Here is a 16,072-nt window from a genome sequence, read left to right on the forward strand (position 1 = left end):
GTCCTTATAGGGGCGGATAAGGCGCTAACGTTGAGTCAAACTCTGCACCCTACGGAAGGCCACCCATACCGTGTCCACTGCTGTGCCCATTATCGCCATCATCGTGGTCTGGGCTTTTATCTTGGCACCTTGGCTGCTGCGTTCGCAGCGTCCGATGAGCCACACAGGCGAAGCCTTTGATGACACTCGCGTGTTGTTCGAAGGCGACTCCGGAAACGTCGCCGCGCGTCGCCGCCCGCGAGTTAACAAGCGTGACGTGCGCCGTTTTGAAGACGATACCGAAGATTACGAAGTCGTCGACGCTAGCGATATCTCGGTGGTTGACGAGGAAGAAACCCCTGCTGTGACCATTGCCGCTGCCGCAGCAAAGGCTAAGGCGAATCCGCGCCAGCCGGGCGCGCAGCTGTCTGATGAGCCTGAAAGCGATGACGCAGTAAAGGCGGACGCACCGGAGACCGTTGAGGGTGAAATTGTCGAAGAGTCCGGTAAGGCCAAGGCCGAGACTCCGGCGAAGGAAACAACCTCAGCCGGCTCCGCTGTCCCAGTTTCGGCGCAGCAGGATAAAAACGAAGAGTCGGAGGACGCAGCGAGCGAATCCGAAGAAGATGAGCTCCTCATTGAGGATGAAACCGAAAAGGATAAGCCTGCGGGTCTGAAATCCAAGCTGGCGGATGATGCGGAGGCGGCAGAGGTCTTCAGCGCGCCAGCAGTGGCCGAGGTCGCAGACGATGCTTACGACCTTGATTCGGCGTATACCTCGCCTGTGGACTTGATGTATCCCGGAGCGGTCGACACCGAGGAACAGGTGAGCCAGATTCCACAGGCCATCGAGTCTGTCGAGGAATCCGAAACTGAGATGGATGAGGATACTGATCTATCTGAGGATGAGGTTGCTTTTGCGCAGCGTCGACTTGGGCGCGGCGGCTGGGATCCGGTAGCAGAAAAGGCTGCTTCCGCAACCCGCTACCAGCGCCGTCAGCGTACGCTGTTGGGTCTTTCCTTGGCGGTTGTTCTCACCGTGTGCTTGGGCATCGTAGTAGGTAGCTGGACCTGGTGGTTTGCGGGAATCGCCGGCATCGTCACCATGATCTATTTGATTGCTCTGCGTACCCAGGTCCGTCAGGAGCAGGCATTGCTGCGTCGCCGCGTGTACCACCTGCGCCGCGCCCGTCTCGGCGTCCGCAGTGCAGAAGATGATGAACTGGCCATCCCGCGTAGCCTGCGCCGCCCAGGCGCTGTAGTACTGGAAGTTGACGATGACAGCCCGGACTTCGACCATCTGCCGGTCCATTATGATGACGATGAATTCGACGGCTTCGACGGACCGCACGTGAGCAATCGCCAGCGCCGCGACGACCTCGCATCACGCCGCGTGAGCTAGATGCCTTCGTGAACTAGATATTCTGAACTGGATGCTTGAAAGCATCCAGTTCACTTTCCCAGACCCCGGACGTTCCGCGGCGATGAGAGCCAATGAGATGGGCATCTACCATGCCGATGGCTTCCATTAGCGCGAAACAGGTAACGGGGCCTACGAAAGTAAAGCCCTCCTTCTTCAAGGCCTTGGATAATTCCTTGGCCTTGTCGGTCGTTTTAGGGATGTCTTCCATATAACGCGGGTAGAGATTTTCCTCCGGCCTGAAGGACCAGATGAATTCGCTCAAGCCGCCCTTTTCACGCAATTTCACCGTGGCATCTGCATTGTTAATGGCAGCCTCAATCTTGCGGCGATTCCGAATAATCTCCGGGTTATTGAGTAGACGCTCTACTTCAGCTGCACCAAAAGCCGAAACGATATCCGGGTCGAAGCCAGCGAACGCAGCGCGGAAGGCTTCGCGCTTGCGCAGGACAGTGGCCCAAGACAGCCCTGACTGGAAGCCTTCCAAAGTTAAGCGTTCAAAAAGTCCCGCTTCATCGCGGACCGGCATTCCCCACTCGGTGTCGTAGTACTCGCGCAACAGGGGAGAGGCCATCGCCCAAGGCGGACGGCCAACTCCCTCGGCGTCGTAGACCAGCCCGGTTCGCTCCGAGTTAGCCGTGTACTCGGGGGCGGAGGCGTTTGGGGTGCCTATGGTGGGTGCGATACCTGTGGTGGCCTTATCGCTTTCCGCCTGCTGCGGCTCGGCGAAAGGATTCGTCATGGTCATGTCTTTTCCTTCGTTGAATGTGTAAGCGCATTTGGCTCTTGCACTATTTGACTGCCTTTTGCCCGTATCGGTTCCCAGCGGCTGTCGATGAGCTGTGCGTTAGGGGCATATACAGTTGATTCGCCAGCACCTAGGGGTTCCAGGGTAGTGTATTTCTCATGAATAGACCCGCCGTTCGCGATACCGCGCTGCTGCTTTTGCGAGCAGTACTAGGCCTCGTTTTCGTCGCGCACGGTGTTGACAAAATGTTCTTCGCCGGAATCGATGAGACCACAGGGCAGTTCTCTGCGATGGGCATCCCTCAGCCCCATGTTTCTGCGTATATCGCAGCATTGGGGGAGATGATCGGCGGCTCCCTGCTCGTTGTCGGGCTTCTGACCACCTTTGTCGCTGGTGCCCTGGCGCTGTTTATGGCGTGTGCATTGTATTTTGTGCACCTAGGCCATGGGCTTTTCGCTGCGGACGGCGGCTTTGAATACCCAGCGGTGCTGATTGCCTCGCTGGTGATGATTGTCGTCTTCGGTTCCGGCCGCGTCAGCTTGGATGGAGTGTTGAGCCGTGTTGACGCATGAGGAAATCCAAGCTGCAATCTCCGCGCAGCTCGACGGTGAACCCACCGACGTTTCTAGCGATGTCATTGAAACTCACGTGGAAAGCTGCGAGCAGTGCCGTGCTTACCGCGACAAGGCCGCGGCGCTTTCCCGCTCATTGAGCTTCGTCGAATCGGCCGAAGGAATGGCACCCCCACAAGATCTTTCTGAGGTCATCATCGCCGGCGTTGAGCCAGAGTGGCGCCGTGCCTCCAGCGCACGTCAGACCACGCTGACGGTAGCGCGCGTTGCACTCGTGGTACTCGGATTGCTCTTTTCTATCTGGGCTATCTTCGTGGTGGTTAGTGCTTCCGGGCTCGCCGTCACCGGCGCCGAGGGAACACTCGACCCTACCGCTGATCCTGAACGTGCACGCCTTCTCATCGAGGGCGCGGCCTTGCGCTTCGGCCTGGCCATCGGTTTGTTCTTTGCTGCCTGGCGGCCAGCTTCCGTTCCCGGCATGCTGCCGGTTGCAGCAACCATGTTTGCCTTCCTTTTTGGCTTTACCATGCGCGATATTGCGCTGGGCACAATCATGATGAGCCAGATATACATTCTCCTGGCCACCGGTATAAGCGCGATTGTCCTGGCTTGGGCTTGGGTAGCCCATAAAGGTTATTCAGCCGCCGATTTCTGGCGTTCTTTGAGCGCGAATCCGCATTAAGAGATCGCGCTGAGAAACCGGATTACAGGAATCTAGGTCCAAGAGTTCAGCCACATCATCGACTCGTACCACTTGTCCGGAATCATGAAACCATAAAGAATTGGCGAGAAGTAGATGAACATCGTCACTACCAAGCACAAGTAGCAAATTGCCACGAATGTTCCAGTCCGGATTTCCCCGCCAGCAAGCGAAGTCAGCCAGTCCCAAGAAATCCTCTTGCCATGTCCAATCATCTGGCCCAGCGCGAGGGAGATAAGCACGATGACAAACGGGATGAAAGCCGTGGCGTAGAAGAAATACATTTGGCGGTCGAAGGCAGCCAACCAAGGCAGGAAACCTGCGGCGAATCCAACCAGCGGGATGAGGAATGCGCGGTTGCGGCGCACCAGCAGTGACCATAGACCCCACAACACGGCTGGAATGACCAGCCACCAAATGGCAGGCGTGCCAAAGAGGTAGAGCATCTCGCGGCAGGTGCCGGCGCCGTTGCACTGCAGATCAGTAGAGGAGTAGTAAAGGATGGGGCGGGCCGCCACGAGCCAAGCCCAAGGCTTTGAATCCCATGGGTGCGAGTGCCCACTGGAGGTGGTCAGGGAAGCATGAAATTCCAAGACCGAAGAGTGGTAGTAGAACCAACCCGCGAGTGCATCGGGCAGGGCCTGCAGCGGGGAGTCTTCAGCAATAGTTCCATCCACCTTGGCATGGCGGAACACGGAGGTTTCGGAGGCAAACCATGCGCGCCAAGTCCATACGTAAATAGCTAGCGGAACCAGCACTAGGGAAGCCAGAGCTGCCGGGGTATCGCGGATGAGCGTACCCAGTACGTAGCGGCGTACGTGATAGCGGCGTCGCAAAGCAAGATCGCTAAAGACCGAAAGCAGACCAAAGAACATGATGTAGTACAGGCCAGACCACTTCACGCCAAGGGCTAAGCCGAGGAAGACGCCTGCGGTGAAACGCCACCAGCGGAAGCCTAAACGTGGCCCGAAATCGGACGAGCCCATATTGCCCGTGATAAATGCCGTGTGCAGGCGTAAACGCATCTGGTTATGGTCGTGTGCCAGTGCCCATGCGGCCGCGACGATGAAAAAGACCTGGAAGATATCCAGCATTCCGAACTTTGAAGAAACCAAAAGCACGCCATCGCATACCGCAATCAAGCCGGCCATCGTGGCAACCTGCCAGGAACCAGCGACGCGGCGGGCGAGCGCCATTGTCAGCAGCACGGTACCTACACCAAAAAGCGCTGCCATCAGGCGCCAGCCAAGCGGGCTATAGCCAAAAACAGACTCGGAAACAGCAATGATTTGCTTAGCCAGCGGCGGGTGAACCACCAGGCCATAGCCTGGATTGGACTCGATGCCGCCGATAAAGAGGTTGTCCCAGCTACGCACCATGTCGAAGGCCTGCGGAACGTAATGCTTCTCGTCGAAGACTGGCGTGCCCTGCGAGACGGGGGCGGAGAGCCTGATGAAACGGGTGATGAAAGCTAAAACTGCAATGACGCCGGTGCTGACCCAATCTGCTTTGCCCCAAGCATAGGAGGTAGGAGCAGCAGGGGCGGCGAAGGCATGCTTGCCACGCGGCTTTCCTGCTAGCTTGGCCTGTGGGGTGCCTGCGGGCTGCGAAGAGTCAGTAGCAATAGTCACTTAGATGAGTTTAGGCTACGCGGCGGACCCCTGGGGATTCTGCTTGTGCAAAGTTGTGGAAAGCTAGGGGACATGAATACTTCGTTTCGTCTAGATCCCCTTCCACGCGGAGTAATTGTGGCAGCCACCCCTCTGGGTAATATCGCAGATGCTTCGGCACGACTCATGCAGGCGCTGCAGCATGCCGACATCGTGGCGGCGGAAGATACGCGCCGCGTCCGTAACCTGGCGCAGGCTCTGGGGATCGAAATCCGCGGCAAGGTGGTCTCCAACTTTGATCACAACGAAGAAGGACGCGCAGCCCAACTTGTCGAGGCCGCTCGTTCCGGCACCGTTTTGGTTGTCTCCGACGCGGGTATGCCTCTGGTTTCTGATCCAGGGCACTCCATCGTTGCTGCAGCAGCCGAAGCTGGGGTGCCGGTGACGTGTTTCCCCGGGCCATCTGCAGTGCCCACCGCTTTGGCTCTGTCCGGTCTCGGCGTCGGTCACTTCCTCTTCGACGCCTTTGCTCCACGCAAGGCCGGACCGCGCAAAGCGTGGCTGGAATCGCTGCGCGGTGAAAAACGCGCCATTGTCTTCTTTGAATCTCCCCACCGTTTGGCGCAGACGCTTGCCGACGCCGCGGCGGTTCTGGGTGAAGACCGCCCTGCTGCCGTGTGTCGCGAACTGACAAAGACCTATGAAGAAGTAAAGCGCGGAAGCTTGGGTGAGTTGGCAAAGTGGGCTGAGGACAATGCTCGCGGTGAAATCACGGTTGTTATTGAGGGTGGGGAAGAGGTCCCCTCATCGCTTGAGGAACTGGTGGATAAGGTCCAGCGCCGTGTGGCAGATGGAGTGCGCGCGAAGGATGCTTGCAAGGAAGTCGCTGCCGGTACTCAGGTGTCTAATCGCGAACTTTATGACGCCTTCTTGAGTGCCCGTGACAGCGAAAAATAGTGTTAAATGCCCAATTGTTGCAGGATTGTTATAGCCAAGAGCTCACGGGAGGATAAAAGACCTGCATATGCTGGTTAATTTTCATTTGCGTGGCTGATTGTAAAGTAAGATTATCCTGCGAAAATGCTGGATTTAGGCGGCTGTACTGCACATATAAGTTTGACGCCTGGCATTAGCCGCCCTCATTCTGGAGTGCATGACTAATCCAGAAACAGATTCGAATACGGCAAAGGGTACGGATCCGGCGTCCAGTGCGGCGCCGGTTTCGTCTGAGGAGTACCAGACCGTTGATGAGAAGCTGGAATCAGCATCTGCGACGAGTCAGCTACAAGACATGCTCGGCAATGAGGACTTCGCTCCCCATGAGATGACCGAGCCTGAAATTGAAATGGCAGCCGATGACAACGCTCCAATCGACTGGACCATCGTCGGCATCGCTGGCGTGCTCATTGCCGCCATCGTTGCATGGGGCTTGGCTGCTCCGACCAACTTTGCGAACTTCGCTAGCGATGCACTGAGCTTCGTTGTTAACGACTTTGGTTGGGCCTACGTCCTCTTCGGCACGATTTTCGTTGTATTTGTTATCTTCATCGCCGCCTCCAAGTTCGGCACCATCCGCTTGGGCCACATCGATGAAGAGCCTGAATTTTCTACGCCCTCTTGGATTGCGATGATGTTCGCGGCCGGCATGGGCATCGGCCTGATGTTCTACGGCGCATCTGAGCCGCTGAACTACTACCTCAACGGAGTTCCTGGCCATGATGCTAAGGAAGTGGGCACGTCGATGGCTACGGCGATGTTCCACTGGACCCTGCACCCATGGGCTGTTTATGCCATCGTTGGTCTCGCAATTGCGTACTCGACCTTCCGTATTGGCCGCAAGCAGCTGCTGAGTCAAGCATTCGTGCCGCTCATCGGCCAGCGCGCTGCCGATGGTTGGGTTGGCAAAATCATTGACATCCTGTCCATTTTTGCAACCGTCTTCGGTACCGCATGTTCCCTGGGTATCGGTGCAACCCAGATCCAGGCTGGTATCCAGGCTTCTGGCCTCATCGACAACCCATCCCAGAAGGTCGTCGTTGGCATCGTCCTCGTGCTGACCCTGGCCTTCCTGCTTTCCGCAATGTCCGGCGTGGGCAAGGGCATCCAGTATGTCTCCAACGCCAACATGGTTATGGCCGCACTGCTTGCCATCTTCGTGTTCATCCTTGGCCCAACTGTTTCCATCCTGAACCAGATTCCGGGCTCCATCGGTAGCTACCTGGATGCGTTCACCGAGATGATCTCCCGGACCGCTGAGTCCAACAACGGCGAAGCAGGCGAGTGGCTGTCCACCTGGACCATCTTCTACTGGGCATGGTGGGTCTCTTGGTCCCCATTCGTCGGTATGTTCCTGGCACGCATTTCTCGCGGCCGTTCCGTCCGCGAATTCTGCATCGGCGTCATGCTGATCCCGGCTGGTCTTTCCACCGTGTGGTTCGCCATCTTCGGCGGCACCGCAATCCACATGGAGCAGAAGGGTAACTCCATCTCCGGCGAATCCTCTGAGGTTGAGCTGTTCAACCTGCTGCACAACCTGCCTGGCGGCTTCATCGCCGGCATCATCGCAGCTATCCTGCTCGCAACCTTCTTTATTACCTCCGCTGACTCGGCTTCTACCGTTATGGGCTCGATGTCTCAGAACGGTGCATCCAACGCCAAGCCATGGCTGTCCGCCGCATGGGGCGTTGCCACCGCGGCTGTTGGCCTGACCCTGCTGCTGGCCGATGAAGACTCCCTGTCTAATCTGCAGAGCGTCACCATTGTGGCTGCGCTGCCATTCCTGTTCATCGTTGTGGGCCTGATGTTTGCCATCTACAAGGCTCTCAGCAATGACATCATCTACTTGGAGTACCGCGAGTCCCAGGCATTCCAGCGCAAGCTTGCGCGCGAGCGCCGTCTGCACCGCGAGTACCAGCGCGCTGAGGAGCTCAAGAAGCGTCGTCAGCGCAAGCGCGCTCAGCGCAAGCGCGCTCAGCACAAGTAAAGCTAAAGCAAGCGATTTAGTCGCTTCCTAAAGCTTCTTTACGCACCCTCCTGCACAATCGTGCAAGAGGGTGCGTTTCTTTATGCGTCTTTATGCGCGCAAGTATCCTTGTGCGTGGATCTTTCACCATTGTCGATGTGACCCCCTCAACGCGCGACGACGACCAAGGCTTCGATAAAGTGGTGGGCATGACTGAGTCGGTAGTAGTAAATGTTGCCTGGCCGTATGCCAACGGCCCCCGCCACATCGGACACGTGGCAGGCTTTGGTGTTCCTTCTGACGTATTCGCACGTTTCCAGCGAATGCGTGGCCGCAACGTTCTCATGGTCTCTGGCACCGATGAGCACGGCACTCCGTTGCTGGTGCAAGCCGACAAAGAAGGCGTGACCGTTCGCGAACTCGCGGACCGTTATAACCGCCAAATTGTCACCGACCTCGCCGGCTTGGGCCTGTCCTATGACCTTTTCACCCGCACCACCACGCGCAACCACTACGCGGTAGTACAGGAGCTGTTCAAGGGCCTTTATGAAAACGGCTACATGCTCAAGGAAACCACCAAGGGCGCCATCTCGCCGTCGACTGGCCGTACCTTGCCTGACCGCTACATCGAGGGAACTTGCCCAATTTGTGGTGCTGAGGGGGCGCGCGGCGATCAGTGCGATAACTGCGGTAACCAGCTGGACCCAGTAGATCTGATCGACCCAGTTTCCAAGATCAACGGTGAGACCCCGGAGTTCATCGAGACCGAGCACTTCCTCCTCGACCTGCCTTCCGTGAAGGACGCACTGGAGGAATGGCTGAAGACGCGCGAAGATTGGCGTCCGAACGTCCTGAAGTTCTCCCTGAATTTGCTCGAAGACATGCGTCCGCGCACCATGACCCGCGACATCGACTGGGGCATCCCAATTCCGGTAGAGGGCTGGGAGGAAAACTCCGCAAAGAAGCTCTACGTCTGGTTTGACGCTGTCATCGGTTACTTGTCTTCTTCCATCGAGTGGGCGCATCGCACCGGAAACCCGGATGCATGGAAGGATTTCTGGCAGAACGATGAGGCTCGCCATTACTACTTCCAGGGCAAGGACAACATCACCTTCCACTCGCAGATTTGGCCTGCGCAGCTCCTGGGTTACGCCGGTAAGGGCGCGAAGGGCGGCGAGCTGCACAAGTTCGGCGAGCTGAATCTACCTACCGAGATTGTTTCCTCCGAATACCTGACGATGTCCGGCTCGAAGTTCTCTTCTTCGAAGGGCGTTGTCATCTACGTCAAGGACTTCTTGGCGGAGTTCGGCCCGGATGCGCTGCGTTACTTCATCTCCGTGGCCGGTCCAGAAAACAATGACACGGACTTTACGTGGGACGAGTTCGTGCGCCGTATCAACAACGAACTGGCCAATGGCTGGGGCAACCTGGTCAACCGCACCGTCTCGATGGCCTACAAGAACTTCGGCGAAGTCCCAGCTCCCGCCGCACTGGAAGAAGCTGACAAGGCCATCCTGCAGCTGGCGGAGGAGACCTTCGAGACTGCCGCAGGCTACCTCGAGCAGTCGAAATTCAAGCAGGCTATTACCGCCGTCATGCACGTCGTTGGTGAGGCGAATGCTTATATTGCAGCGATGGAGCCATGGAAGCTGGCCAAGGATGAGACCCAACGCGAGCGTCTGGCCACCGTCCTGTGGACCGCACTCCAGGTGGTCTCTGACTGCAACGCCATGCTCACCCCGTTCCTGCCGTTTACCGCGCAGAAGGTCCACGAGACCTTGGGCCGCGATGGCATTTGGGCGGCACAGCCTGAGGTACGCGACGTCGTGGATGATATCCCGGTTGAGCTCGTAGGCGTTGGCCTGCCGCCGGAGAATCACCCGTACCCAATCATCACCGGTGATTACACCGCCCAGCTGGCAGCGTGGAAGCGCGTAGACGTCGAGCCTGGCACTGCGCTTTCCAAGCCGAAGCCGCTCGTGGCAAAGCTTGACCCAGAGCTTGGTGAGACCGGCCCTGAGTGGGCACCCGTCCAGAAGTAAGATGGTGGCTCGCCGAAGCATCGCGGCCGCTCTCGCTTTTGCGGTCGTTACCTTAACTGCGCTGAACCTGCGCGCCGGAATCGCCTCCGTGGCGCCGGTGCTGGGGGACATCAGCGCAGCTTTTGGCGTTGGCCCTGCCATCGCCGGGACCCTGACAGCCCTTCCTGGTCTGTGTTTCGCACTGATGGGCTGGGCCGCCGTTCCTATCGCGCGGCGTTGTGGCCTGACCACGACTCTTCTCGGCGGCGCAGTGGCACTCGTGGTGGGGCTTGCCGCGCGCCCATGGGTAAGTAGTTTCGTACCCTTCGTTGCGCTCACGCTGCTCGTAGTCGGCGGCATCGCTGTCACCAACATCTTGTTGCCTGCATGGATCAAGACCTACGGAACTGCGCGCACCGTGGTGGCGTTGATGACGACTTACACCACTGTGCTTGGCGTATCGAGTGCCCTTGGTCCAATGTCTACCCACCTGGGTGGCTGGCGGATGTCGTTGTTTGCGTGGGCAATCCCTGTCGCCCTGCAGGTAGTGGGGTGGCTGATTGCCTGTAAGCACACCGGCGTCGATCCAGTGCAAAGCCCGGATACCGCGGCGATTCCGATGCGCCGTTCGCGCACCGCTGTTGCACTTCTTTTCTTCTTTGGCCTGCAATCCACCATGGCTTATGCACAGATGGGGTGGCTGCCCACGATGCTTGAAAGCCGTGGGGTCTCCGCCTCCCGGGCTAGCCTGGCGCTCGCGCTCATCGGCGCCATCAACGTCGTCGGCGGGCTTATCATGCCGGTTCTCATTGAGCGGCTGCGAGATCTCCGTCCCGTTCCACTGGTTTTGTCGGCTACTACCTTGGCCGGCTGGCTGGGGGTGCTCGTCAACGCGAGCGCAGCGCCGCTTACCTGGGCCACTCTGATGGGCATCGGCGGAATGTGCTTCCCGCTGGCCCTCGCCCTGATTGCCGCGCGCACCCGGCAGCCGGAGGTAACAGCACGCCTTTCCGGCTTCGTGCAGCCGGGTGGCTATATTTTGGCTGGCGCATTCCCGTTCCTCTTCGGCGTTCTCGCGCAAGCAACGGGCGGCTGGGAAGTTCCGTTGGGTGTGCTCATCGCACTTACCCTAGCGATGGCGGTGGCAGGCGTTGCCGCCGCCCGCTCGGTCTACATCGACGACGAGCTCCTGTCGAAGTGACGTTGCAGGTGTACTAGGCCCAGACGCACTCCGTCCTTGGTGTGGATATTGGGCATGCGGCCGGTCTCTTCGAAGTGGAATTTCTTGTGGAGGCGGATGGAAGCCTCATTGGTATCGACGATGTAGGTGATCATCGTCTGCACGTAGTCGTTGTCCTTGGCATCGTCGACCACGGCGCACATGAGCTCGTTGCCCACGCCCTTGCCGCGCGCCGAAGGAGCGACGTAGACGGAGTTTTCTACGGTGCCGTAGTAGATGGCTGGCGTTACGAATTGGAAATAGGCAGCCCAACCGATGATCTCGTCATCTTCTACGGCAACGAAGACGGGGTAGCCGTCCTTTTCCATTTGTTCGAGCCACTCGGCACGATCCTCGACGGATTCCTGCCAGGTTACCAAGTTTGCCGCTGGGGTAGCGGCGGAGGCGGCGTTGTAGATGGAGGCGATTGCGGCGGCGTCGGAAAGCGCGGCGGGACGGACGTGCATAGGTGTCAGGGATCCTTACAGAATTAAGCAGTTGCGAGGAGGCTAGACGAGCAGCTGCAAATGGGCGAGATTTAGCCAGTGTCCCCTCTTGTAGGACACCTCTTTGAACGTTCCTACATTGGCAAAACCGAGCTTCTCATGCAACTTGATGGATGCGACGTTGGTGCCCATGCCTTGGCCTTGGGCTGCCGGATCCAAAAAATGGTGGTTTCGTATGCGTTCCAGATTACAATTGCGTCCATGTCTAAAAAGAAGCCACGCCCAGTCCCTGTTCCAGCAGAAGGCTTGTCACAGCTTGTCGACGCCCATACACACCTAGCCTCCTGCAAGGACCCAGCCGCCGACATCGTGTCCCGCGCCGGTGCTGCAGGGGTGTCGCGCATGGTTACGGTAGGCGATGGCTTGGAAGAGGCCGAGCGGGCGTTGCAGGCCGCGCACGAATTTTCCAATGTGTGGGCAGCGTGCGCCATCCATCCCACCAAGGCGCAGGAATTGGACGAGCAGGCACGTACGCGGCTGGCGCAGATGGCTGCGGACCCACGCTGCGTGGCAATCGGGGAGACCGGCCTTGATACCTATTGGATTAAACATGAGCCGGAATCCACCGCACCACTTGAGGTGCAAGAAGAGGCGCTGCGCTGGCACATGGATCTGGCCAAGGAAACCGGTAAGGTCTTGATGATCCACAACCGCGAGGCGGATGCGGACCTGTTGCGGGTGCTTGGCGACGCCGAGAATGTCATGTTGCACTGTTTCTCCTCGCCGTTTGAGGTGGCGAAGGAAGCACTCGAGCGCGGTTGGGTTCTCTCTTTTGCCGGCAACGTGACCTTCAAGCGTAACGAAGAGATGCGCGCGGCAGCAGCCGCAGCGCCGGCTGGTCAGCTGCTGGTGGAAACCGACGCTCCGTATATGACTCCGGAGCCATTCCGCGGCGCACGCAACGAGCCGACCTTCATCGGGCATACGTATAACTGCATTGCTGAGGTGCGAGGCATGCGCGTCGAGGCACTGATCGAAGAGGTTAACCAGACGTTCACTTCGGTATTCGGCCTCTCCTAGGTTAGATTTAAGCATTCATGCTTAAATCTGTGACGATCTTCATATTCGGAGTTTTTCCTGCTCAGCGGTGATGGACGTGCCAAATGTGAAAGCAGTGTTGGAAGTGGTGTAGGTAGAAAAATCGTTTTCGACTGCATCCTGCTGTTATCGTATCGTTATTCAAAGATTTACTCTGCTTCCCCCCGTTTTCGATGAGAGAGTTTCATGAACCAGATTAAGCGCATCAATTCTTCCCGTTCCCTGCCTCTGCGCCTTGCCACCGGTGGTGTGCTCGGTACTTTGGCAGTGGGCGGAGTCGTCGCTGTTTCTGCGCAGAAGGACATCACCCTTGACGTCAACGGCGACAAGGTCGAGCTGGCCACCTTCGCGGGTAACGTCGATGAGGCGCTGCAAGCTGCGGGCGTCAACGTCGGCGGCGAGGATCTCGTTTACCCGGCTCCTTCTGAAAAGGTTGCCGACGGTGACAACATCACCGTGCGCACCTCTAAGCCAGTTGCCGTTACTATCGACGGCGTCGAAAAGCAGCTTTCTTCCACCAACCTCACCGTTTCTGATCTCTTGGGTGAGCTAGGCGGCGTGAAGCCCGGTGCTTCTGTTACCTCCGGTGACAAGAAGGTGGAAAAGGATGACGCTCTGGAAGATGGTATGGAGTTGGAGGTTACGTCGCCGAAGATCGTCAAGATCAACGACGGCGGCAAGATTACCTACACCAACATTGCTGCCAAGACCGTCAAGGACGTCATCGAGGAGCGCGGCATTGGTGTGGATGAAGATGACCGCGTCTTCCCCGCCATGGACACCCCGGTGACCAACGGCATGTCCATCAAGGTTGACCAAGTTTCTACCACCTTCTACGACGCCACCGAAGAGTTCGAGGCAGAGCCAAACTACGTCGATGACCCAGAGCTCGAAGAGGGCACCGAGGAAATCCGCGAGGAAGCCGTCAAGGGTGAGCGCAAGGTCACCCGCAAGCTGGTGATGAAGGATGGTGCCAAGGAATCCGAGGACGTCGTCAAGGAAAAGGTCGTTACCGAGCCGGTTGCTGCGACCATCGCTCGTGGCACGAAGAAGCCTGAGGCTGGTGGCGCAGCTGCACCCGCCGTAGCCGATGGCTCCGTCTGGGACTCCATCGCACAGTGCGAGGCAACTGGTAACTGGGCGATTAACACTGGCAACGGCTTCTCCGGCGGCCTGCAGTTCACCCCATCCACTTGGGCTGGCTTCGGCGGCACCGCATATGCGCCGGAAGCATGGCAGGCAACCCGTGAGCAGCAGATCGCTGTAGCTGAAAAGGTTCAAGCCGCGCAGGGCTGGGGCGCATGGCCTGCTTGTACCGCGAAGCTGGGGCTGCGCTAAGCACGCAGACTTTTTAGGCGCCTCGAAGCGCCATTTTAAAGCCCGCGGAAGCGGGCTTTCTTTGTATCCGGAAAACCTCGACTACTCTAAATTGCATGACTGAACCCAAACTGCTCGGGCCCGTGGAAATCCGCCAATTGGCCGAGAAGCTGGACGTGACCCCGACGAAGAAGCTGGGACAGAACTTCCTGCACGATCCCAACACCATCCGCCGCATCGTTAGTGCGGCGCAGTTGCAGCGGGAAGACCGCGTCGTTGAGGTAGGCCCCGGCCTGGGATCTCTGACTTTGGGCCTGCTTGAGGCAGTCGATGACCTTACGGCGATAGAAATTGATCCACGCCTTGCAGCGCAGCTGCCGGATACCATCGCGCAGCGCGCACCGGAGCAAGCAGGCAACCTGCGGCTCGTGGAAAAAGATGCGCTGCGTATTACGGCAGGCGAGTTGGGCGAGCCGACTGCGCTGGTGGCAAATCTGCCGTACAACGTCGCGGTGCCGGTTCTTTTGCACATTCTGGAACTTTATCCCTCCATCCGCCGCGTACTCGTCATGGTTCAGCTTGAGGTGGCAGAGCGTCTCGCCGCCAAGCCTGGCAGCAAGGTCTATGGCGTTCCTTCGGTGAAGGCTTCCTTCTACGGCAACGTCCGGCAGGCCGGAACCATCGGCAAGAACGTCTTTTGGCCGGCGCCGAACATCGAGTCTGGCCTAGTGCGCATCGACTGCTTCGAGAATGCGCCGTGGCCTATCAACGATGAGACGCGCAAGGCGGTTTTCCCACTTGTCGACGCCGCCTTTGCACAGCGCCGCAAGACCCTGCGCGCGGCACTCTCTGGTCACTTCGGCGGCGGCCCTGCCGCGGAAGAGGCTCTAGTGGCAGCCGGCATCGACCCGCGCCAGCGTGGTGAGAAGCTGGCCACCGAAGACTTTGTCCGATTGGCAGGTGTGAATTGTTAATTCGTGCTCGCACCCATGCGAAGGTCAACCTGCACTTAGGAGTCGAGGCAGCGCGTCCCGACGGCTTCCATGAACTCGCCACCGTCTTTCAATCGCTGAATATTTCTGATGTGGTTAGCCTCGAAACGCTTGAGGATAGCACTCCTGCAGCGATGACCACGGGCCCAGTCGTGCAGGAACTGCGCGCGAGCGGTACCTATGCCGCAGGCGTGCCGGAAAATGACAAGAATTTAGCATGGCGAGCCGTCGAAGCGGTAGCGGATGCAGTACGCGGCGAGCGCGAGCTTGCCTTGCCCAAGGTCAGGTTGCAGCTAGAAAAGGGGATTCCCGCCGCTGGCGGCATGGCGGGCGGTTCTGCGGATGCGGCCGCGGCATTGCGCCTGGCCGCTCACGCATTTGCTGACTTCGGCGCTGTAAGTGAAGAAGAACTTCTAACACTGGCAGCGCGCCTAGGCTCTGATGTGCCCTTCACGCTAATCGGCGGCACGGCGTTGGGCACGGGTCGCGGCGAGAAGTTGGCGCCGATGCTTAGCTGCGGAACGTATACGTGGGCCATCATCACCAATGCGGAAGGGCTGTCCACTCCGGCCGTCTTTGCCAAGATTGATGAGCTTCGCGCAGCGGGGAAGGGCAGCAACCCCACCATGGACACTTCCGCGGTGGCGCAGGCGCTGATGAGCGGGCGTCCCGAGGCTCTCGCAAAGGTGCTGCGCAATGACCTGCAAGCGGCAACTCTTTCTTTGCGCCCAGATCTGCGCAAGATTCTGGACACCGGAATGGCCGCTGGTGCGCTGACTGGAATCGTCTCTGGCTCTGGTCCTACCTGTGCCTTCCTGTGCGAGGACGAGGAGACCGCTGGTGAAGTCGTGGCCCAAGTGATGTTCGATAACAAGGGCACCCGTGGCATTGTGACCACCTCGCCGGCACCAGGAATCGAAGTAATTTAGGGTGTTATTAAAAAGTAAAAGCTGCAGTAGGGCAAAGTCCCCTCACTGCAGCTTTTGTT

At 58.5% G+C, this 16,072-nt stretch carries 15 protein-coding genes; 11 read left to right on the forward strand and 4 right to left on the reverse strand.

Features of this window, described 5'->3' with window-relative positions; genetic code table 11:
* Positions 1–70 precede the first annotated feature (70 nt).
* On the forward strand, positions 71–1,381 hold the full coding sequence (glpR, locus tag HMPREF2692_RS01685; RefSeq protein ID WP_070822546.1) for a divisome protein SepX/GlpR: 1,311 nt from the start codon (positions 71–73) through the stop codon (positions 1,379–1,381).
* A gap of 13 nt (positions 1,382–1,394) precedes the next feature.
* On the opposite strand, the gene HMPREF2692_RS01690 is transcribed toward glpR, so the two are convergent.
* Positions 1,395–2,147 carry a DNA-3-methyladenine glycosylase I gene (locus tag HMPREF2692_RS01690; protein ID WP_235591019.1) on the reverse strand — a complete coding sequence of 251 codons (753 nt, stop codon included), beginning with the start codon at positions 2,145–2,147 and terminating at the stop codon, positions 1,395–1,397.
* Positions 2,148–2,305: 158 nt separating this feature from the next.
* Here HMPREF2692_RS01690 and HMPREF2692_RS01695 point away from each other — a divergent pair, with 158 nt between their 5' ends.
* Both HMPREF2692_RS01695 and HMPREF2692_RS01700 read left to right on the forward strand, forming a co-directional pair.
* Positions 2,306–2,719 carry a DoxX family protein gene (locus HMPREF2692_RS01695; RefSeq protein ID WP_061921314.1) on the forward strand — a complete coding sequence of 138 codons (414 nt, stop codon included), beginning with the start codon at positions 2,306–2,308 and terminating at the stop codon, positions 2,717–2,719.
* On the forward strand, positions 2,706–3,401 hold the full coding sequence (locus HMPREF2692_RS01700) for a zf-HC2 domain-containing protein (protein ID WP_061921319.1): 696 nt from the start codon (positions 2,706–2,708) through the stop codon (positions 3,399–3,401). The genes HMPREF2692_RS01695 and HMPREF2692_RS01700 overlap by 14 nt, the downstream gene beginning before the upstream one ends.
* Before the next feature lie 32 nt (positions 3,402–3,433).
* On the opposite strand, the gene HMPREF2692_RS01705 is transcribed toward HMPREF2692_RS01700, so the two are convergent.
* Positions 3,434–5,044, reverse strand: coding sequence for a dolichyl-phosphate-mannose--protein mannosyltransferase (locus tag HMPREF2692_RS01705; RefSeq protein WP_168168023.1), 1,611 nt, complete (start codon positions 5,042–5,044; stop codon positions 3,434–3,436).
* A gap of 78 nt (positions 5,045–5,122) precedes the next feature.
* On the opposite strand from HMPREF2692_RS01705, the gene rsmI reads away from it, so the two are divergent.
* From rsmI to HMPREF2692_RS01725, 4 genes are all read left to right on the forward strand, one after another.
* A complete protein-coding gene (gene rsmI, locus HMPREF2692_RS01710) occupies positions 5,123–5,986 on the forward strand; it encodes a 16S rRNA (cytidine(1402)-2'-O)-methyltransferase (RefSeq protein WP_062035573.1) in 864 nt (287 codons plus the stop codon).
* Between the two features lie 196 nt (positions 5,987–6,182).
* Positions 6,183–8,012, forward strand: a complete 1,830-nt coding sequence (locus HMPREF2692_RS01715) for a BCCT family transporter (RefSeq protein ID WP_070822550.1) — start codon at positions 6,183–6,185, stop codon at positions 8,010–8,012.
* A 188-nt stretch (positions 8,013–8,200) separates the two neighbouring features.
* Complete coding sequence (gene metG / locus HMPREF2692_RS01720; protein ID WP_070822646.1) at positions 8,201–10,033, forward strand: methionine--tRNA ligase; 1,833 nt, start codon at positions 8,201–8,203, stop codon at positions 10,031–10,033.
* Between the two features lies 1 nt (position 10,034).
* On the forward strand, positions 10,035–11,213 hold the full coding sequence (locus HMPREF2692_RS01725) for an MFS transporter (RefSeq protein ID WP_070496914.1): 1,179 nt from the start codon (positions 10,035–10,037) through the stop codon (positions 11,211–11,213).
* Here the strand turns inward: HMPREF2692_RS01725 and HMPREF2692_RS01730 are convergent.
* Both HMPREF2692_RS01730 and HMPREF2692_RS12510 read right to left on the reverse strand, forming a co-directional pair.
* Positions 11,183–11,698, reverse strand: coding sequence for a GNAT family N-acetyltransferase (locus HMPREF2692_RS01730; RefSeq protein WP_070496911.1), 516 nt, complete (start codon positions 11,696–11,698; stop codon positions 11,183–11,185). The two genes, HMPREF2692_RS01725 and HMPREF2692_RS01730, sit on opposite strands and share 31 nt — an antisense overlap.
* A gap of 42 nt (positions 11,699–11,740) precedes the next feature.
* The gene (locus HMPREF2692_RS12510; protein WP_246816155.1) at positions 11,741–11,869 is read right to left on the reverse strand and encodes a GNAT family N-acetyltransferase; all 129 of its coding nucleotides are present in this window, start codon (positions 11,867–11,869) and stop codon (positions 11,741–11,743) included.
* A gap of 69 nt (positions 11,870–11,938) precedes the next feature.
* Between HMPREF2692_RS12510 and HMPREF2692_RS01735 the strand changes: the two genes are divergently transcribed.
* The 4 genes from HMPREF2692_RS01735 (at position 11,939) to HMPREF2692_RS01750 (ending at position 16,013) form a co-directional block, all read left to right on the forward strand.
* Positions 11,939–12,757: a TatD family hydrolase gene (locus HMPREF2692_RS01735; protein ID WP_070496970.1), complete on the forward strand. Its 819-nt coding sequence runs from the start codon at positions 11,939–11,941 to the stop codon at positions 12,755–12,757.
* A gap of 204 nt (positions 12,758–12,961) precedes the next feature.
* Positions 12,962–14,113, forward strand: a complete 1,152-nt coding sequence (locus HMPREF2692_RS01740; RefSeq protein WP_062035567.1) for a resuscitation-promoting factor — start codon at positions 12,962–12,964, stop codon at positions 14,111–14,113.
* 95 nt (positions 14,114–14,208) lie between these two features.
* A complete protein-coding gene (gene rsmA / locus HMPREF2692_RS01745; RefSeq protein WP_061921344.1) occupies positions 14,209–15,066 on the forward strand; it encodes a 16S rRNA (adenine(1518)-N(6)/adenine(1519)-N(6))-dimethyltransferase RsmA in 858 nt (285 codons plus the stop codon).
* Positions 15,060–16,013: a 4-(cytidine 5'-diphospho)-2-C-methyl-D-erythritol kinase gene (locus HMPREF2692_RS01750; protein ID WP_083291015.1), complete on the forward strand. Its 954-nt coding sequence runs from the start codon at positions 15,060–15,062 to the stop codon at positions 16,011–16,013. The genes rsmA and HMPREF2692_RS01750 overlap by 7 nt, the downstream gene beginning before the upstream one ends.
* Positions 16,014–16,072 lie beyond the last annotated feature (59 nt).

This window comes from Corynebacterium sp. HMSC036D03, assembly GCF_001836185.1.
GTDB lineage: Bacteria > Actinomycetota > Actinomycetes > Mycobacteriales > Mycobacteriaceae > Corynebacterium > Corynebacterium simulans.